This window comes from Paenibacillus sepulcri (genome assembly GCF_042647105.1).
GTDB classification, from domain to species: Bacteria; Bacillota; Bacilli; order Paenibacillales; family Paenibacillaceae; genus Paenibacillus_Z; species Paenibacillus_Z sepulcri.
In genome coordinates this window covers 3,842,699-3,862,223 of record NZ_JBHRUP010000001.1, presented here as the reverse complement: position 1 = coordinate 3,862,223, position 19,525 = coordinate 3,842,699, and the positions used below count along the sequence as shown (strand labels likewise).

Below are 19,525 nucleotides of genomic sequence, written 5' to 3'. Positions count from 1 at the left end.
TAAGAGCCGCTTCTTATTTCATACACCCAAATGAAAAAGCAAAAACCGCAGCAGCTTGTCCAATCGGACAAGCGTCTGCGGCTATGCATCAGCATTCGTTAGCGAATGCTCATTGACACTGATCAACCAGCGTCTTCGCTGTCAACCAATTCATCAGAAGGTTCGTCAGCGTATTTCTCGAATGTCTCAGGGCTCATTACGCGGCGGGCAGTAACATAGCGTTTAACGTAGTAAGAGTCACTGAGGCTGCTAATGGTAACGCCCTTGCTGGAGGAGGAATGAGCAAATTTGCCGTCTCCAACATAAATGCCGACGTGCGAAATGCCGCGACCATTCGTATTAAAGAATACGAGATCACCAGCAATCAAGTCGTCCTTGACTACTTTCTTGCCCAGCTTGGACTGAGCGGAGGATGAATGCGAGATCGAGACGCCGAGTTTGTCAAACACGTACATCGTAAATCCGGAGCAGTCAAATCCTTTGGTAGTCGTCCCTGCCGTGCGGTAAGGAGTGCCGATCACATCACTGATAACGCCGTCCATTTTGGAGTCTGCTAGTGCGCTCCCAACTTGGAATAAGAGTACCAATGCTAGACCGATGAGTAGTGCAGAAACTTTTTTCAAAAAATGTGACCCCTTCCGGTTGCCTGCGAGGTTAGCTGTGGGGTTCGGTTGAAGGCTCCCTATGATACCCTCTGACATTCGTTGCAGCAAATGTCGGGATCAATTCACCCAAGATGGTTCCCCCGCTTCTCATCCAAGAGAATTCGGCAATTTTTTCATGCTGGCATACTAATTCTGTTTTTTTAGCGAATCTCCTTCCAAATTCACAATTTGTTCACAAATTAGAATTATTAGAGTGAAACTTTTTGACAACTCGTCTCGTTATCTTATTGCAAAAAATGCGAAAGGGCCTTCCGGCATCTGCATGAGCCTTTTTTTTGTGGTCTAAACTTGAGTCTTAAGTCCATGCGGCAGTTGAACGCTTCCGATTTCACCCGCATTATCGACAATATCTGACTGCGCCTGTTTCTCTAATTCGCCTTTCAGATGTCATATTTTCAAAACAAAGAGGGACCAACCGCATCAAAACGGCTGATCCCTCTTTGATATTTTTAAGTTCTCACCGGCAACTGAACCGACTTCTGCCTGCTGCCTGTTTCGCTAGTAAGAGCGGTGGTCAGGTCTGCTTGGAATGCCATACTTCATATTGCGAGGCTACCGTCCACACTTTCATAACCGTACGAACCAGATGATAGCTTTGATGCAAAATGAGTGCAATCAACCCGGCCCAGAGCATGGAGGCCGAGGCCATGGTCAGACTGAGCGCCATTCCAATGGCCCACATTAGCAGCGAGATGCCGGCCAGCGGAATAAGATGCCGCACCCCGCCCCAGAATGAGCGAAGCGCGCCGTTTCCGGACACAACGCCGAACTGCATGGCGAGGAAGAGCAGGTGGAGCAGCGCCGCCCACACCAGCCAACCGCCGGCCCAGGGCCCGATCTTGTTGGCGATGTCCGCCAGACTGCCGCTGCTGAGCAGGGCATCAAGCGCTTTGGGCAGCAGCCATACGCCCGGAGCCAGCGTCAAGGCCGTTTCGATGCCGTATAGCAGTGCAATCGGCTTCCACGCCGTACGGATTCCTTTGATAAATCTTGTGCCGTTCTCATCCTGGGCATGATGCAGGGAATGGAACAGGCCGGCGTTCAGGAACGGGGTCAGGAGCATGCGCCCGAGCAGCAGACTTGCGAAGAGCCAGATATAGGGACGAATGAGATCGGTCTTGAGCAGCTGGAACTGCGCCTCCGTCAGGAAAAGCGCCACAGCTCCGTCCGAGGGTGCGCTGTCCGGGTAACGCTTCAGCAGCGGGACCATAATTCCTTCAACCGAACGGTAGAGGAAGAAGCCCCACAGCAGCTCATACAGGAACAACATAATAATGATGTAAAAATGCTTCATCGTCAGATGCCAGCCTTGCTTCACATGATGGTTCATGCAAGCCTTCACCTCCTTTTTTCTCCATTTGTTTGGCGGGTACCTGCCGGCTCCAGGTCGCCAGGCTACCAGGCAAGTGAAGTGAAGATCCCCTCCAGCAGCTTGGCAACGCCAATGCTCCAGCGCGTTTGTACCTTCTCCGGAAGCTCGGCTTTCATGAAATTGTTAATATGCTTGTTGTCGAGCACGTTCTCATTCTGTGGATCAATCGCTGCCCAAAGCAAAGGAGAGGAATGCACCAGCGTATATTGAATGTGCATCTGCGCCGCATCCCAAACCTTCGGCAGGGTCGTCCCGTCGGCAAACTGGAAAACAATCGGGACAGGTCCGTAGCTGCCACCATTCTTGCGGATCAGCACGGTTGACTCATATTTCACAGTGCCGTTTTCCTTCACAGGCTTGACCGCAATCGATTCAACCGAATAGTCGGACATCTGATTGCCGTAGACAAACTGGCTGAAATAATCGTTCCACTTGGTCTTGGTGACCTGCTCCACAACATGCTGGAAATCCGCCGTTGACGGATGCTTGAACTTGTATTTCTGGAAGTATGTCCGCATGATCTTGCTCATGATCTTCGGACCGACCTGTTTCTCGATGCCGAACAGGACAAGCTTGGCCCGCATGTACACATTTTCCGCATAATGATTATGGCTGTGGTAGGACCAGGAAAGCTGCTTCAGCGGTGCGGGATCGGTCATGTAGCTGGCTTCCACAGGAAGATTGGGAGCTACGCCGTATTCGCTCTCCATCACCTTGTCCTCGGAGTAGGAGGTGAAGCCTTCATCCAGCCAGGCTTCTTCGAATTCATTGGAGGCGACCATGCCGTACCAATATTGATGGCCGATCTCGTGAACGACGGTGCGCTCGAGATCGTAGCCGGGATTGTCCGTCTCGGCGGCGAACGAAGTGATCAAGGTCGGATATTCCATTCCTCCCGCTCCGTTGCCGCCTTTGGGAGGGACGACGATCGAGAGTGTGGAATAGGGATAAGCCCCGTACCACTGGGAATACTTGGCCAACGCTGATTTGGCGGCATGCATGTAGCGGTCCTTGAACTTGGCATGCAGCGGGTCGAGGTACAGCTTGATGCGGACACCGGGGACATTGTCGGTCGAGAACGGTTCTTCCGCATAGACAAAGTCGGGAGAGGCGCTCCAGCCGAAATCATGCACATCGTCCGCATAGAAGGAGAAGATTTTCCGGTTGTTGTCGGCTGCGGCAGGCTTCGTCTGGAATCCGGTTGCGGCAACCTTGTAGGAGGCGGGCACATTGATTTTTACGCTGTAAATGCCGAAGTCGCTGTAAAATTCAGAGTTGCCGTGGTACTGATGGGCATCCCAGCCTTCGGTCGTTCTCCCCCTGGTGCCTACCGTCTCATAGGCGGCAAGCTTCGGAAACCATTGGCCGGCCATAACGAAATCCCCCATGTAGCCCATCCGTGCAAAGACTTCCGGAAGCTTGACCTCGAAGGCCATTTTGAGGGTGACGCTTCTTCCGGGCGCTACCGGCTCGGGCAGGCGGAGCTTGGCCAATGTTTGGTCATTCGCATTGCCGTCATCGGGCTGCACATAATGAAGCCTTGGCAGAAGGCTGTCATTCTCGCTGGTGACCAGCGAATTGATCCGCATGTAGCCGAGGCTTGCTTCCGTGGCCTTGTCATTCCTGAGCTGGCCGCCGGATTCGCGCATGAACGTCGAGTCTTTGGACTGGAATGCGTTGGGGTACAGGTGAAAATACATCTCGGAAACCTGCTGTTTGCCCGGGTTTGTCCATGTGATCGTCTGCAGACCCTGCAGCGTATGCGTATCTTCCTGCAGCCGGACATCAATCTGGTATTCGACGACCCGCTTGCTGAGCGGCGCATCCGGCCCGGGCTGCACCACCGGGTCGGGTTCCGGCATATTGATGCGCGGCGGGGGTGTCTTGGGCGACGTATCTGTTTTGTCGGGGGCAAAAGCATACGTATATTGCGAAGCCCAGGCATCCCCGAATCCATACTGGGCACTCACGCCGAGCAGGACGGCAGCTATTGCAAGGAGCAGCAAACGTTTGGTGTGACGTGGCGTCATTGAACCATTCCCTCCCGTTGACAAGCATCTACAGCATGTATATGTTGGCTTTTCCCGGATTATTAGCTAAAATGGAATTAAAGTGTGGACAGGCGAAGAAGCCTTGTCGGACGCGGGATTTGGAATCATTGGCGAGCATGCGCGGCAATAAACGGGCGATGCTTTTAAAATATAAGAAAGTATAAGATTTCATCATACTTTGCTTATATTTCTGAGGGAAGAAACCTGGCTTAACCGTCAGAGGGCGGCGGCAGCCGTTTTTTCCTGGCGGCATATACGGGCTTGCAGAGAAGGAGAGTGGAACCACAGATGACCGAACAGGATCAAGGACAGGATAAGAACCCGGAACAGGCGGCGCCTGCGCCGGAGAAGAAAGAGAAGAGGCAGCTCTCGCTCAATGTGGTGAGCAACAAGGAGCATCGGGGTTTCGGGGCGGGAACGATCGACCTCAGCGCGGTGTCATGCGTCATTATCGATCAGGGCGAGGCTTATATTGATGTAGGCGCCATGCACGCCAAGAGCAAGGTGGAGAAGGGCATCAAGTTCAGCCCGGATAAAGAAACGGTACCGAACGGTCGTCTTTGCTGGATTGTGTGGGTAGCGGTTGACCGGAATGAGGACGGCTCTTATTATGCGGGTGCGACGGCCTGCCCGATGCTCGTGGATACGGAGGCGCGCCGCGGGTGGAAGATCCTCGCCCAGCACGTGAACAATCTGGACTATGCAATCAAGCGGCGCTTCGTGCTGAGCGAGCTTTCAGCCGAGGAGAAGGCTGCGCTGCGCAAATTGCTGATCGCCAACAACGAAGAGTGGTGGGACCGCTCGCCGGAAGAGCTGAAGCAGGGGCTGGCTTAATTGAAGCAGCAGCTGCAGGCGAGCGTCATCGCTTGGCTTTTATCCAACGCGTATCGCTCCGCCGCGCTCTGGGACTATGGAACGTGGAGAGCACATGCATGATCTGCTTTTCTTCTATTAATAGTTGGGTATAGTTACGAGGGGATACTTCTTTGAGGTATCCCTTTTTTTGTCATTTGTATATCTATTGTAGAAATATGTGTTAGGTGTAAAGGACTATTTATTTGTTGTATTTTGGAAGAATAGATTTTAATATGGAGAGAAGAAAATCGGCGGCCTATAATCTGGGTTTTATCAATGGCCAGGGAGAAAACAGATTTGCTCCCCAAAGCCCTGCAACCCGGGCAGAAGCGGCGCAGATGATTGCCAAACTTTAGTTTTTCTCAAGGATTGCAGATAATCGTTTTATCTTAAATATCGATCATGAACAATCGCGCACCTCCGCTTAGGCTTCCTGGAGGTGCGCGATTTTTTGGTTGTTAAAAAAGCGGCATTTGTTTGAAAACCTGCCACCCCGTGTAATTGGAAATAGAAAGGCTTTACCAGATTTAGGGTTGACTAATGAATAGGAGGCGTTATAGCCATGGATAAGAAAATTGTAGGCGTGTTCAGTACCCATGAAGAAGCGGTAAGAGCGATCGACGATTTGAAAAGCCAAGGATATTCCTCTGATGATATTTCAATCGTAGCCAAAAATAACGAGGTCATGGAGGAGATTTCTGAGGAGACGGCTACCAATGCGGAGACCGGATTTGCAGCGGGAGCCACTACGGGCGGCGTGGTCGGCGGCGTGACCGGACTCCTGGCGGGGCTGTTTCTGATTCCCATTCCGGGTATCGGCCCAATCCTCGCGGCTGGCCCAATTGCCGCAACATTGACGGGTCTGGCCGTTGGCGCGGGTGCAGGCGGAATCGTAGGGGGCCTGATTGGGCTGGGAATTCCGGAGGACGAGGCGAAGGAGTACAACGACTACGTGGACAGCGGGAAAATCCTCGTCATGGTCGATTCGGATGCGCAGCGGGACTTGCGCGCGTATGATACATTCCGTACTCATAACTCCTTAAATGCCCACAAGTACAACAATTACAGCCGTTAATCCCGGTTATGCTTATTATGTGAAAAAGCGGAATTCGCCGCTCTTCTGGCGGCTAAGTTCGTTTCTTCACCTGAATAAAAGCCATCTATTATGCCCTATTGCGGCAGGATAGATGGCATTTTTTATGCGGAAAATCACCACTTCATTAAAACGGTTTAATGATTATTTTCCCTTTATTTTACCCGTTAACCCCTCGTATAGAAGAAAAAACCACTATTTAAAGAGAAGTTTCAGGTCCTTTACATAAAATTCATCTCAAATTGAAACCCCACTAACAAAACCGGTTTAATCTTAAGCAGTCCGAAACGAAAGATTATTCTGCTTCATCGTTAAGAAAACATGTACAGCGTGAATGCTGCAGGGAAAGCGAGGCTGGATATGGTTGGCGACAATAGATGATGTTGCGAAGGCGTCGGGAGTTTCAAAAGGGACTGTGTCCAACGTCTTCAGCAAGAAACGGCCCATCAGCAAAGCGGTATCCGAGCGGGTGCTGGCCGCTGCCAAGGAATTAAATTATAAGCCGAACTACTGGGCGAGAAGCCTGGCGAACCGATCCACACGGATTATTGGACTCAACATGATGGGGGAATCCGCCAAATTCAGCCAGTTTCACCTGTCCTTATTGAATGGTGTTTTACGAATTTGCTACGAACACGGCTACCGCTTGCTGGTCAATACGCTGTCTCCGGATTATTCGAGCCAGCTGGAGAACATCGCGTCGAATCCCGTGGATGGGGAAATTGTACTTGATCCGTCCGTTGGGGATACACGCGTGGAAGATAAAATGGCGGAAGGAGTGCCTATTGTCCTTGTCGGACGTCCGCCGATTTCTTTCGAGGCACAGGTAAGCTACGTGGATAATGACAATGCAGGCATGGCGGCTCAGGTTACCCAATACCTGTTGTCTATGGAGCACCAGGATATTTTGTTCCTCAATGCTGCTCCGGGGCGGACGGTTGCAGAGGACCGGGAGTTTGGATACAGATCGGCCTTTCGTACGAAGGGACTCACTCCCGAGCCAAGATTACTGCTCAACATACCGGTGCCAGGGCCTACATCTTATGAGTTCGGTTACCGGATGACGCTCGCCAAGCTGAAGGAGTTTCCTTCCATCACGGCGGTCATCGCCGATACGGACGTTATGGCGCTTGGCGTTTATAAGGCAGCGGAGAAACTGAATTTGCGTATACCGGAGGACCTGTCGGTATTGGCGTTTAGCGATGATTCCGTATTTTCCCCGGAATTCTCACCTCCTTTAACAGGAGCCAGACTCCATTCCGAGCAGCTTGGCATCGAAGCGGCCCGCCTGCTCATTGAACAGCTGACGAAGCCAACGAAAACAGCGAAGAGGGTCCTGGTGCCAACAGAGCTGATACTGCGCGGTTCCTGCGCCGCGGCCCGCAAGCCAATATAGACAGATAGCTTAAATGTAAGCTTACAAAAGCCCGTTAAATGTTTTGCGATAAAGAATATTCCATTCCGTTTAACAGATGACTTTTAGGAGGAAAAAAACAAAATGAACAAGATGATGAAGACCGCTTCTGCACTGGCACTGGCAAGCACACTCCTGCTCTCCGCCTGCGGAAACGCCAATACAACGAATAACGCCGCCGGCAATTCCAATTCATCCGGAAATGCGGCAACGAATAACAGTGCAGCCGGCAATTCAACAACACCCCCTGCCGGGGACATGAAGCTGCGTATTCTGACCGCTAATGTTGGCGGCAAAACGCCGGATGAGAACGTGAAATTCGAAGAAACCATCAAGGCGCAAACAGGCATTGAAGCTACTCTGGAGAAGCCAGCGAGCGACTATGACCAGAAGGTGCTGACGGCGCTGGGCTCCGGTGAGAAATACGATCTGATTGAACTAAGCGATCTGGGCAAATTAAGCGAGTTTGTCGATCAAGGCGTGGTCTCCGATCTGACGGACTTCGTCACATCGTCTCCCGTTCTTTCCGATCCGAAGGTAATTCCTGCAGCAGAATGGGATCAATTAAAGGATAAAGACGGCAAAATCGTAGCTGTTTTCTCCAAGTTCCAGGGCGGGACGATGCCGATTATCCGCAAAGACTGGCTGGACAAGCTGAAGCTGTCCGAACCGAAGACTCTGGATGAATATTATAACGTGCTCAAGGCCTTCAAGGAGAAGGATCCCGATGGCAACGGCAAGGATGACACATATGGACTCAGCACATCGGGACTTTATGACATTCAAGCTTTCATGAGCGCTGCCGGCCTCAAATACCGGTATGTGATGGAGGATGGCAAGCGCACGATTCCTTATGCGACAGAAGCGGCAATTCCGATGTATGAGTGGTTCGCGAAGCTGACCAAGGAAGGCATTATGGATCCGAACTTCATTACGAACGACACGGGTAAAATGCGCAACCTGTTCCTCGCCGACCGCGTCGGTATGGTCACATACTGGGATGCATGGGTGGGCACATTCAACAACCTGCGCCAGCAGGAAGATCCGAATACAACATTCGAAGCAAAAGGGATCGCGAGCATTCCCGGTCCTGATGGAACGATCATGATGCGCCGCGGCGACCCTGATTTCTGGATCATCCCAAGCAATGCCGAGCATCCGGATGCAGCCAAGAAATTCCTGGAGTACTGGAATTCGGAGGAAGGCATTACGCTTGGCAGCCTTGGCGTCGAAGGCCTGGATTATACGAAGGAAGGATCGACGATTACACTGACGGATCTGGGCAAGGAGCACAGCATGGATCACGGCGTGCCGTTCTGGTACAACGAGAATGTGAAGCCGGCTTTCCCTAAGCTGCCGGGCGTGCAGGAAGCGCAGGATCTTGTGAAGCAGTATGCGACGCTTGAGCTGGCGCAGCCGGGCTGGGCGGACGCGGAGAAAATCATTCAGAATTATGCGCTCAAAGCGATGGCGGGTCAAATGCCGGCAGACGAAGCAGTCCAGAAGATGCACGATGAATTGTTAGCCAAAAAATTAATCGACTGATAGACATAACACCGCAATCATCATAAAGCCGGTTTGAAGGATTGGACGTGTTAAAGAGATGAGAAACATCCGAAAATATGGGGCTCTTTATCTCATGATGGTGCCGGTAGTAGTCTACTTTCTTCTGTATGGCTACTACCCCCTCATCAAAGGGCTGCAGATCAGCTTCCAGGATTATAAACTGATGGGTGTTCGGCCCTACGTCGGCTTTGATAATTATAAGCTGGTATGGGCTGACCCCTCCTTCTGGGAGGCTTTCTGGAATACGATTATCATCGGCGGCGGTATTCTGCTGCTCAGCTTCATCGCTCCGCTGATAATCGCTTTATCTTTGAATGAAGTGCTGCAAACCTGGTACAAAAAAATGGCGCAGCTGATTATTTATATTCCTCATCTTCTCTCATGGGTCGTCGTCGGGGGCATCTGGATCTTCCTGCTGTCTCCCGATAACGGTCTGGTTAATCTGCTGCTTGGCAAGCTGGCCGGCATTGCGCCGATTCATTTCCTGGCGGAGTCGAGCTGGGCCCGCTGGATTATGATCGTGCTTGCCACCTGGAAGGACATGGGTTATTTCTGTATTTTGTTCCTTGCAGGTATCATTTCCATCAGCCCTTCACTATATGAGGCGGCCCGGATGGACGGGGCTTCAAGGTGGCAGCAGCTTTGTTACGTCACCCTGCCCCAGCTGAGCGGCACGATGAAGGTTATTTTTCTGCTCAACACATTGGGTATTCTGCGTATTTTCGATCAGGTATTTATTCTGCGCAACCCGTCGATTGCGACCAAGGTTGATGTATTGATGATGTATACCTTCCAGAAAGGGATTCTGGATATCAAGATCGGCCCTGCCGCAGCGGCGAGCTTCTTTGTTGTCCTGATGACGCTTGTGCTCACATTGATTGTCCGCCGACTAACGCGTTTTGATGAGGTGTAAACCATGAATGGAGAACGATTTGACCGACTGGGCTGGAAAAATAAATGCTTTGACGCGCTAAATATTATTTTTCTGCTTGTTCTTATGCTGACGATGATTATTCCGTTCCTGAACGTCATATCGCTGGCGTTTTCCTCCGGACTTGCGTCCATGCAGCCGGACATTATCCTGTTTCCGAAAGAATTCAGCGTCGAAGGCTTCACCATAGTATGGAAAAGCCTTGATATTTGGCGGCCGCTGATGAACAGTGCGATCGTTACCGTGGTTGGAACTGTTTTGCATGTGCTGCTGTCGGCGCTTGCGGGCTATGTATTGATTCATCCGCATGTGCCCGGCCGGAAGGTAATGGTTACGTTTATTCTGATCACCATGATGGTGCCGCAGGAAGCCGTCATGATTCCGCTGTATGTCGTGAACAAGGATTTGCATCTGATTAATACGTTGTCTGTACTGGTTTTGTCGGGCCTCGTGTCCGGCTTCTCCATCCTGCTTATGCGTAATTTCTTTATGAATGTTCCCTATGAGATGTCCGAATCGGCCAAGATCGACGGCGCCGGGGAATTCCGTATTTTTCTGACGATGTATATGCGCCTTGCCACGGCAGGCCTGGCTACGGTTACCCTCTTCGAGTTCGTCGGACGCTGGAATATGTTCACCCCTGCGGTTATGTTCATTAACGACAATATGAAATATACGCTGCAGGTGGCGCTGAAATCGATGATTATCGATACCAGCTCCGTATCCAGCAATTATCTGGTGACGACCAATGTGCGGATGGCGGGCATTCTGATCAGCATTATTCCGCTGCTCGCGGTTTACCCGTTTGTGCAGAAATATTTCATGAAGGGCATTATGCTTGGAGCGAACAAGGAATAAAGGAGGAGAGGTTATAGTGGCAAAATCATTCACGCAGCATGAAGCGCAGCCGGGAACCCTTCATTTGATTCAAGAACGGTTTATTACGAAGGAAGAGGAGCAGACTTATATAGAGGTTCCCTTCGAGGTGGCAAATGAGCGGTTTGAACGGATAGAAATCCGTTACCACTATGATAACCGTTCCGCTGGTTCCGTTGTCGATATCGGCTTGAAATCACCGGAGCGGATTGTGGGCTGGAGCGGAGGCGCGCGTGATTCCTTCTTCGTCGGTGTGGAGAAAGCGACCCCCGGTTATTTGGCGGGGTCGCTGCCCGCCGGAACGTGGGCGGTACTGCTTGGAGCGTACCGCGTGCCGGAGGCGGGCTGCAGAGTCACGGTGGAAATAACTGCCGTGCCCGCTTACAGCCGATGGATGAAGGGTGATTTGCATATGCACACCATTCACAGCGACGGCAGCTATACCGCTGCCGAGACGATCGAGCTGTGCGCTCAGCGCGGCCTTGAATTTATCGCTCTGACGGATCATAATACGGCATCGCAGAACCGCTTCACACTCGCCAATGACGACCGTCTGCTCTTGATTCCAGGCGTAGAGCTGACAAGCTACAGAGGGCATGCCAATCTGCTCGGCCAGCTTGATGCGCTCGGCGATTTTCGCGTTCTGACGCCGGATGCCGCTGCGTCTGAGCTTTGGAAGGCGCGCGATATGGGCGCATTCGTATCCCTGAATCATCCGTTCTGCGATCTCTGCCCTTGGGAGCTTGGCTTCGATGTTCCTTATGACGCCATCGAAGTATGGAATGGGCCATGGCGAGAGCTGAACGAAACGGCTGTACGGTGGTGGCAGGAGCAGCTCAGCAGGGGAGAGCGTATTGTGGCGCTTGGCGGCAGCGATACGCATCGCGCAGAGCGCTTCGTCATGCACGGCAGACCGGTGTCCTCGATCTGGACCGAGTCGGAGACAGTAGAGGGCTTGCTGAATGGCATACGCAAGGGCCGCGTAGTGCTGTCCGCTGATCCGGATGACAGCTTCATCACATTGTCATCCGGCATGCAGGGTATCGGCGATACGATTGCCCCGGTAAGTCCTGCGGCAGTTGTGCCGCTGCTTATTGAAGCCAGCAAGCTGCAAGGAGGAGACCGGATCAGTCTCTGGTCCGACCGGGGCGTGGAGGCAGAATGGACAACGGATGATGAAGAGGCTGTTTTCGCCTTCGATGGGTCGGCAGACCGTTTATTCTACCGGGTGGAGTCCAGGCGATATATTAAGGAAATGGAACGCACGGTTATGACATGTTTGACCAACCCAATCTATATAGGCAGAAGCATATAGGACTTCGATTGACAACCGGCTGCGCTCTTTTGATCGTTATTGTCGCTTGATCCTTGAATACGGGTATTCTGTAATGGCGGAGATTCCGCTGACACGGGACGGCGGACAGTTGCTTCCGAAGCAGGCTTCCCGCAATGGCAGTTTTCCTGCAAAGTATGTTCTGACCGTTCGATTTATAGGTTACTGCATGCTCCCGCCCGCTTCGCTGCTCCTGAACATGAAGAAGGTCTCCTTTGGCAGGAGACCTTTTTTGAATATTCACCGGTACAAATTTTGCCTATACTCTTGGAAGCCTGTGAGCGCCTGTAGATGATGGAGTCAGCTAGTAGAACCTTTGAAATATTTTTCGGGTGATTTGCAGCTCAGCTTCCAAATTATTTCTTGGTCAGCCGACTTGTCGGCAGCATTCATCTAAACGGCAGCGATGGCTGCTCTCAATAGACTTTCCATTGCTTATGTTCTCAGATACATAGCTGCGGTGCTGACTTATTACCAGGAAAGCCCAAACCGCAGCTGCAGCAAGGAAAATCCCGCGTACACGAACCGCAGCTCCGGAAACCGGCCATAGAAGCCGGAAAAACCTTGCTGCAGTGCCGGTAACACACCCACAGGGCTCCAACGACCTCTCGCAGCAAGGAAAATCCCGCGTACACGGACCGCAGCTCCAGAAGTTGGCCATAGAATCCGGAAAAACCTTGCTGCAGTGCCGGTAATACACCCACAGGGCTCAAACGACCTCTCGCAGCAAGGAAAATCCCGCGTACACGAACCGCAGCTCCGGAAATCGGCCATAGAAGCCGGAAAAACCTTGCTGCAGTGCCGGTAATACACCCACAGGGCTCAAACGACCTCTCGCAGCAAGGAAAATCCCGCGTACACGGACCGCAGCTCCGGAAGTCGGCCTTGGAAGCCGGAAAAACCTTGCTGCAATACGCTCGTCCCTTTGAGAGCTACCTTGGATCTTCGCGTTGTGCCGCCATCCCCAGGAACGGCGGCAACTTTCTAGGACTGACCAGTCGGAAATCCCCAAGACAGGCCAAGCCTAATCCGTCCACCAGCGCTTAAGCTGCTTCCACCACGAGGTCTCTTCATGCACCGCGCCGTCGCCGGCCGCTGCAGGAGCGGTATCCCCGTGGTCGCCGCATACCTCAGTCGGCTGGGTGCCGCTGACGAAGGTCTCCAGCCGCTTGTTGGCACAGGAGTTCGCAGCCAGCTTGCCGCTGGTGGGGTCGATATAGACAGACACGACGCCGCTTGGCATCGGAAACAGCTTGGGCGGCACGGCTTCAAGAGCCTTCTCCGTATAGGAGGCGAAGATCGGCGCGGCGCGGTGCGCTTCAGCCGTGGTAAGCTTGCGGTCCTTGTCGTAGCCGACCCAGACGGCGGTGGCAAGCTCCGGCGTATAGCCGACCAGCCAGGCATCGGTCGCCGTCGTTCCCGTCTTGCCTGCGACGGGCCGCTTGATCATTGCCGCGACGCGGCTCCCTGTGCCGCCAGTGTCAAAGACGCTCTCCATCAGACTGGTCAGCACATACGTCTGTGCCGGGGAGACCACCTGCGCGGACTCCGGCTTGGCCTGATACAGCACCTCGCCCTTGCTGTCCTCGATGCGCAGGATCGCCGTCGGCTCCACGTGGACGCCGGCGTTGGCAAAGGTGCCGAAGGCCGAAGCCATCTCGAAGGGACTGATTGGAAAGGTGCCCAGCGCCAGCGAAGGGAGAGGCTGCATGGGGCTGTCGATCCCCAGCCGTCGCGCCATCGCAATAACCTTCTCCGGTCCCACAGCCATAATGGTGTTCACGGCATAGATATTGTCGGAGCTGGCGATCGCCTGCCGCATATCAATAAAGTCGCCGGTATACTTGTCGTTATAGTTGCTCGGGGCGTAAGTTTTACGTCCTTCATCGTAGGTAAAGACCGTCGGCGCGCTTTTGAAGCGGGATACCGGCGTCATGGCTCCTTCCTGAAGCGCCGTCAGATACAGCACCGGCTTGAAGGATGACCCGGGCTGGCGCGTATTGGCGAAAGCGCGGTTGAATTGATTGGTTTTGTAATCGCGGCCGCCGACCATCGCCTTGATATAGCCGTTCCTCGGATCGATGGATACGAGCGCCGCCTGCTGCTCCGAGGTTGCGGGAATGCCTGCCGCGACGGCGTCCTCGGCCGCCCGCTGGGCATCCCCATCGAGTGTTGTAAAGATGCGGATACCGCCCTCGCTCAGCAGCCGCTCGTCAATCCCGAGCTTGTCAACGGCAATCAGATGAACATAATCGCGGAAATACGGCGCGGTTCCATCCTGCTTGCTCGTGCCCAGTGGCTGAAATTTCAGCACCTCGGCCCCGGCCTTGTCCGCAATGGTGCGCGTGATGATGCCTTGATCGACCATCGTGCCCAGAATCGTCTTCTGCCGGTCCTTGGCATTCTTCATATCGCTGTAGGGCGAATAATATTTCGGCCCCTTCGGAATGCCCGCAAGCATGGCGCTCTCCGCAAGCGACAGCGCGGAAGCATGCTTGCCGTAATACAGCTGCGCTGCGGCTTCCGCTCCGTAAGCGCCGTGACCGTAATAAATCTGATTCAAATAAAGCGAGAGAATCTCGTCCTTGGAGTAGGTCATTTCCAGTTGAACCGTATACATCGCTTCCTTCAGCTTGCGCGACCAAGTCCGCTCATGGGACAAATACAAATTGCGGGCAAGCTGCTGGGTAAGCGTGCTGGCCCCCTGTTTGGCTTTCAAATGCTCAATATTGACGACAGCCGCGCGGGCCATTCCTCTGATATCGAAGCCGAGATGGTCATAGAACCGCTGATCCTCGATCGCCAATGTCGATTCGATCAGATAGGGCGATATGGATTTAAGCGGAACGGACTGCCTGTTCTCCTCCGCGTGGAAGGTATCGATCACATTGCCCTGCAGGTCCAGCATCTGCGAGGTCTGGCTGATGGAGGAGACGGGCAGCGCCTGCGTGCGCAAATAGAACAGGAAGGCGAAGGCCGCGACCAACAGCAGCGCGAACGCTGCGCCCGCATAGATGAAGAGGCGTTTTACGCGGCGCAGCAGCGGCATCCATTTTTCGAGGCGAATACGAAAGGGCAGTCGGCGCTTTGCTCCACCCTGCCCTGAACCTGTTATTTTCATCCAATTGGTCCCCTTATGTGAAAACCGTTTATGCAGCTTCTTCTTCCCTTAGTATGGAAATTAGTAGGACGGGCTATTCATCAATCGGCAAATGTCACATTAATTTTTTGTGAGGGGCTGCTGCAAAGGTTGCATTTTCGCGGGGTTCTACTATAATACAGATTGAACCATTGACGAGGTAGAATGGGCCGTATGAACCATGAGGATATCATTTGAGCCTGTATATAAAATGAAGGTAGGGACAACCATTATGGAATTGTGGTACACCGAGAAACAAACCGAAACCTATGGCATTACCGCGAAAATAAAAGAAACCTATGTAAGCGAGCAAACCGACTTTCAGAAGCTGGACATGATCGAAACCGAAGAATTCGGCACGATGCTCGTTCTGGACGGCATGGTCATGACAACGGACAGGGACGAGTTCGTTTATCACGAAATGGTTGCGCATCCTGCGCTGTTTACGCATCCCAATCCTAAAAATGTGCTGGTAGTCGGCGGCGGAGACGGCGGCGTAATCCGCGAGATCATGAAGCATCCGAAGGTGGAGAAGGCTGTACTGGTCGATATTGACGGCAAGGTTATTGAATATTCGAAGAAATACCTGCCTAACATTGCAGGCGAGCTGGACAACCCCCGTGTAGAGGTTATCGTGAACGACGGCTTCATGCATATTCATGATCACAAGAACGCATATGACGTCATTATGGTGGATTCCACCGAGCCGGTTGGTCCGGCTGTCAACCTGTTTACCCGCGGCTTCTACCAAGGCATCTACGATGCGCTCAAGGAAGACGGCATTTTCGTTGCGCAAACGGATAACCCTTGGTTCAAGGCGGATCTGATCGAAAGCGTCAACCGCGATGTGAAGGAAGTATTCCCGATCGTCCGCGTATATTGGGCGAATGTGCCGACTTATCCGAGCGGTCTGTGGACCTTTACAATGGGCAGCAAAAAATACGATCCTCTTGAGGTGGACGAGTCCGCAATTCCGGAAATCGACACCAAATATTACACCCCGCGCCTGCACAAAGCGGCTTTTGTGCTGCCTAGATTCGTGGAAGACCTTATTAAGTAGGGCAGAGAGGATATCAACCATATGAAACTGGATCAAAAATATTCCGGCAATGTGTTCATCCTCAGCTCCGAGGATTACGCCGCTTCCAAGGCTGTTATCTACGGCATGCCGATGGACTTTACCGTTTCGTTCCGTCCGGGCTCGCGTTTTGGACCGCCGCGCATCCGCGAGGTATCCGTCGGCCTGGAGGAATACAGCCCTTATCTGGACCGCAGTCTGGAGGATATCGAATACTTCGATGCGGGCGATCTGCTGCTGCCGTTCGGCAATGCGGCGCGTTCCCTTGATATCATTGGCGAATTCGTTCGCGATGTGCTGAAGGACGGCAAGATGCCGGTCGGCCTTGGCGGCGAGCATCTCGTATCCTGGCCAATCTTTCAGGAGGTTTATGCCAAATATCCGGATCTTGCTATCATTCATTTTGATGCGCATGCCGACCTTCGCGAGCAGTATGAAGGAGAGCCGCTGTCCCACTCGACTCCGCTGCGCAAGGCGGCAGGCCTGATCGGCGGCAAAAATATCTATCAATTCGGTATCCGCTCAGGCTCGCGCGAGGAATGGCAGTTTGCCCGCGAGAACATCAATTTCCATCCGTTCGAGGTGCTTGAACCGCTTAAGAAGGTGCTGCCCGAGCTTGCGGGCCGTCCGGTCTACCTGACGATCGACATCGATGTGCTTGACCCTTCCTGCGCGCCGGGTACCGGTACCGCGGAAGCGGGCGGCATCACGTCGAAGGAACTGATTGAATCCGTACATGCCATCGCGCGTGCGGGCATTAACATCGTGGGCTGTGACCTCGTTGAGGTGGCTCCGGCGTATGATCCGACCGAGCAAACCCAGATCGTGGCGGCGAAAGTGATCCGCGAGATGCTGCTCGGGTTTATCAAGTAGATTCTTTTATAAACGTGCTATTGCAGCCGATATTCCGGTATTGAACCCGGCTATCGGTTGTTTTTGTATTCAGATGCTTCAGATGCTTCAGATGCAAAAGTGGAGGTGTGTGTGAATGGAGGTTCAATCGTTTCCGCCCATTATTGACGGGCAATCGACATTGCTGGTGCTGGGCAGTATGCCGGGCACCGCATCGCTGGCGAAGCATCAGTATTACGGCCATCCGCGCAATTATTTCTGGCCGGTGCTGTATGGTTTGGCGGGGCTGGTGGTTGCCGGGGATTATGGGCAGCGGTTGGCTTTTGCGAAGGAGCGGGGCGTTGCGCTGTGGGATGTGATCGCAGCCTGCGAGCGTGAGGGCAGTCTGGATTCCAGCATCCGCGAAGCCGTTCCCAATGATTTGCCGGGGCTGCTGGCCGAATATCCCGCTATCCGCGCGCTCGCATTCAACGGAAACAAGTCATATGACACGTACAAGAAGCATTTTGCCGGGCATGCCATGAACGACAGAGTGACCCTGCTGCGCCTGCCGTCCACAAGTCCGATCCCGACAGCCCGGATGCGGACAACGGAGGACAGAATTGGAGCGTGGCGGCCCATCGCAGACTATATGCGGATGCCATGACAGATGCCGAATATGAGAACGCAGCAGGCTGTTTCTGTATAAAGTAATCCTACCAGCATCAATATATCCTTTGGATGAAGGCTTCTGCCAGTTTCTTTCCTTCATTAATCTGCGGACAGGAAGATTTTGTTCTTCTTTTGGCCATAATGGCTGGTAGAGGAGGCGAAAAGCAGATGGGAATTTTTCCGATACATGAGCGATTAGCGGAGCTGTGGACCCTGAAAGGACGGCGCCGCCTAAGCGAAGAGGAGCAGGCTGATTTTGAGCACTGCATGGCTGTCAATGCTTCTTACTGCAGGCAGCTGGCTAATTTGTACAATTTATCGCTGCTTGCGTCCATGACGGGAGATACACAGTGGCAGCACGAGATTTGCGAGAAAATCGAGAAGCTGGACGGGCGGCCGTCGCCGCGCCTCTGAAACGAAGCCGGAACTGAGCCGCCGCCGTCGTCGTCGCCGCGTGCAGCACTTAATGGTCCGCTTGCGGACGTGTATAGACTAATCTGCCGTGCTTATACGTTTGCACGACATTCAACTGATGACCCGACCATTCGAACGCCGCCAGATCCGCAGGGGCGCCAATCGTCAAGCCGCCCGCTGATGAAAGTCCCATGAGGGCGGACGGGTGAATCGAGGCCATATCGCAAGCCTCGGAGAGGGGGGCAATCCCTCTGCCCGCGATATGGCTTATTCCGCGATGCAGCATTTGGGCCGATCCCGCAAGCAAGCGGGGGTTTTGCTCCAGATGCAATCTTCCCTCCGGTGTCAGGACAACCCTTCCGCCAATATGGTTTTCATATGTTCCTGGAGCCATACCGCATAAATAAACCGCATCGCTGACGAGTATGGTTCGTTTTCCTTTGACGCTGCGGACGACTTTAAGCACGGAATCGGGCAGATGGAAGCCGTCGGCGATAATGCATGTCCACAGCTCCTCTTCGGCCAGCTGCGCCCACAAATAGTTCGGATGGCGGGGCAGCATCAGATGCGCGCCATTGCCCAGATGCGTCGATAAGCGGGCGCCGGCTGCGGCAGCCTCTCTGATCTGTTCCTCCGCAGCCGCTGTATGGCCAATGGAGACCTGCACGCCAGCCTTCGCGCACTTCTCGATAAAGCTTGCCGTACCCGGCCATTCCGGCGATAGCGTAATCAGTTTGATTTTCCCCCGGGCAGCGTCCTGCCAGCGCTGAAACAGCTCCCAGTCCGGAGCTTTGGTATGCGATTGGCCATGTGCGCCCCGGGGGCCGTCCTCCGGCGAGATAAAAGGTCCCTCCAGGTGAATCCCCGCAACTCCGGCCTCTGAGGCGGGATCCTCGAGACAGTCCCCGGCAATGCTGCGGACCGCCTGTTCAATGGCGTCGTCCCCGTTGGTAATGACCGTCGGGTAATACGAAGTAACACCTTCCTCCCACAAAGCCCTCGTCACCTGCATGGTGGTCCCTTTTGCAATGGGAATCGTGTTGAAGTCCAGTCCCCTGCAGCCGTTGATCTGCAAATCGACGAAGCCTGGCGCAAGCCAGGGCAGCAGCTCGTCGCCGGCAGTCCGTTCTTCCCGATGAATCCCGCTGATGACGCCGCTCTTCATGGTGACGGCAACAGGCTCGCCGCTTATATAATGAATTCCCCGGATAACCGTCGTTTCTGGATAGGACATC

The 19,525-nt window shown here is 53.4% G+C and carries 17 protein-coding genes and 1 riboswitch; of the genes, 12 read left to right on the top strand and 5 right to left on the bottom strand.

The window, feature by feature from the left end; all coding sequences use genetic code 11:
• Window positions 1-122: 122 nt before the first annotated feature.
• From ACFOLF_RS16995 to ACFOLF_RS16985, 3 genes are all read right to left on the bottom strand, one after another.
• Complete coding sequence (locus ACFOLF_RS16995) at window positions 123-623, bottom strand: C40 family peptidase (protein ID WP_379114235.1); 501 nt, start codon at window positions 621-623, stop codon at window positions 123-125.
• Between the two features lie 5 nt (window positions 624-628).
• A riboswitch (cyclic di-AMP (ydaO/yuaA leader) is annotated at window positions 629-782 on the bottom strand.
• Between the two features lie 397 nt (window positions 783-1,179).
• Window positions 1,180-1,995, bottom strand: coding sequence for a hypothetical protein (locus ACFOLF_RS16990; RefSeq protein ID WP_210046186.1), 816 nt, complete (start codon window positions 1,993-1,995; stop codon window positions 1,180-1,182).
• Between the two features lie 65 nt (window positions 1,996-2,060).
• The gene (locus ACFOLF_RS16985) at window positions 2,061-4,067 is read right to left on the bottom strand and encodes a M1 family metallopeptidase (RefSeq protein WP_210046185.1); all 2,007 of its coding nucleotides are present in this window, start codon (window positions 4,065-4,067) and stop codon (window positions 2,061-2,063) included.
• Between the two features lie 309 nt (window positions 4,068-4,376).
• Here ACFOLF_RS16985 and ACFOLF_RS16980 point away from each other — a divergent pair, with 309 nt between their 5' ends.
• From ACFOLF_RS16980 to ACFOLF_RS16945, 8 genes are all read left to right on the top strand, one after another.
• Window positions 4,377-4,922 carry a YwhD family protein gene (locus ACFOLF_RS16980; protein WP_210046184.1) on the top strand — a complete coding sequence of 182 codons (546 nt, stop codon included), beginning with the start codon at window positions 4,377-4,379 and terminating at the stop codon, window positions 4,920-4,922.
• Window positions 4,923-5,176: 254 nt separating this feature from the next.
• Window positions 5,177-5,299, top strand: coding sequence for an S-layer homology domain-containing protein (locus ACFOLF_RS16975; RefSeq protein ID WP_210046183.1), 123 nt, complete (start codon window positions 5,177-5,179; stop codon window positions 5,297-5,299).
• A gap of 206 nt (window positions 5,300-5,505) precedes the next feature.
• Window positions 5,506-6,018, top strand: a complete 513-nt coding sequence (locus tag ACFOLF_RS16970; RefSeq protein WP_210046182.1) for a general stress protein — start codon at window positions 5,506-5,508, stop codon at window positions 6,016-6,018.
• A 382-nt stretch (window positions 6,019-6,400) separates the two neighbouring features.
• Window positions 6,401-7,432, top strand: coding sequence for a LacI family DNA-binding transcriptional regulator (locus tag ACFOLF_RS16965; RefSeq protein WP_210046181.1), 1,032 nt, complete (start codon window positions 6,401-6,403; stop codon window positions 7,430-7,432).
• Window positions 7,433-7,534: 102 nt separating this feature from the next.
• Window positions 7,535-8,995 carry an extracellular solute-binding protein gene (locus ACFOLF_RS16960; RefSeq protein WP_210046180.1) on the top strand — a complete coding sequence of 487 codons (1,461 nt, stop codon included), beginning with the start codon at window positions 7,535-7,537 and terminating at the stop codon, window positions 8,993-8,995.
• Window positions 8,996-9,053: 58 nt separating this feature from the next.
• Window positions 9,054-9,929, top strand: a complete 876-nt coding sequence (locus tag ACFOLF_RS16955) for an ABC transporter permease subunit (RefSeq protein WP_210046179.1) — start codon at window positions 9,054-9,056, stop codon at window positions 9,927-9,929.
• Window positions 9,930-9,932: 3 nt separating this feature from the next.
• A complete protein-coding gene (locus ACFOLF_RS16950) occupies window positions 9,933-10,805 on the top strand; it encodes a carbohydrate ABC transporter permease (protein ID WP_210046178.1) in 873 nt (290 codons plus the stop codon).
• A gap of 16 nt (window positions 10,806-10,821) precedes the next feature.
• Complete coding sequence (locus ACFOLF_RS16945) at window positions 10,822-12,138, top strand: CehA/McbA family metallohydrolase (RefSeq protein WP_210046177.1); 1,317 nt, start codon at window positions 10,822-10,824, stop codon at window positions 12,136-12,138.
• 1,042 nt (window positions 12,139-13,180) lie between these two features.
• On the opposite strand, the gene ACFOLF_RS16940 is transcribed toward ACFOLF_RS16945, so the two are convergent.
• Window positions 13,181-15,205, bottom strand: a complete 2,025-nt coding sequence (locus ACFOLF_RS16940) for a transglycosylase domain-containing protein (protein WP_379114371.1) — start codon at window positions 15,203-15,205, stop codon at window positions 13,181-13,183.
• A gap of 322 nt (window positions 15,206-15,527) precedes the next feature.
• On the opposite strand from ACFOLF_RS16940, the gene speE reads away from it, so the two are divergent.
• From speE to ACFOLF_RS16920, 4 genes are all read left to right on the top strand, one after another.
• On the top strand, window positions 15,528-16,355 hold the full coding sequence (speE, locus tag ACFOLF_RS16935; RefSeq protein WP_210046175.1) for a polyamine aminopropyltransferase: 828 nt from the start codon (window positions 15,528-15,530) through the stop codon (window positions 16,353-16,355).
• A 21-nt stretch (window positions 16,356-16,376) separates the two neighbouring features.
• A complete protein-coding gene (gene speB, locus ACFOLF_RS16930) occupies window positions 16,377-17,246 on the top strand; it encodes an agmatinase (RefSeq protein ID WP_210046174.1) in 870 nt (289 codons plus the stop codon).
• A gap of 115 nt (window positions 17,247-17,361) precedes the next feature.
• Window positions 17,362-17,871: a DNA-deoxyinosine glycosylase gene (locus ACFOLF_RS16925; protein WP_210046173.1), complete on the top strand. Its 510-nt coding sequence runs from the start codon at window positions 17,362-17,364 to the stop codon at window positions 17,869-17,871.
• Window positions 17,872-18,044: 173 nt separating this feature from the next.
• A complete protein-coding gene (locus ACFOLF_RS16920; RefSeq protein ID WP_210046172.1) occupies window positions 18,045-18,290 on the top strand; it encodes a DUF7667 family protein in 246 nt (81 codons plus the stop codon).
• Window positions 18,291-18,339: 49 nt separating this feature from the next.
• Here the strand turns inward: ACFOLF_RS16920 and ACFOLF_RS16915 are convergent, their stop codons facing one another.
• On the bottom strand, window positions 18,340-19,524 hold the full coding sequence (locus ACFOLF_RS16915) for an N-acetylglucosamine-6-phosphate deacetylase (protein WP_210046171.1): 1,185 nt from the start codon (window positions 19,522-19,524) through the stop codon (window positions 18,340-18,342).
• Between the last annotated feature and the right edge of the window lies 1 nt (window position 19,525).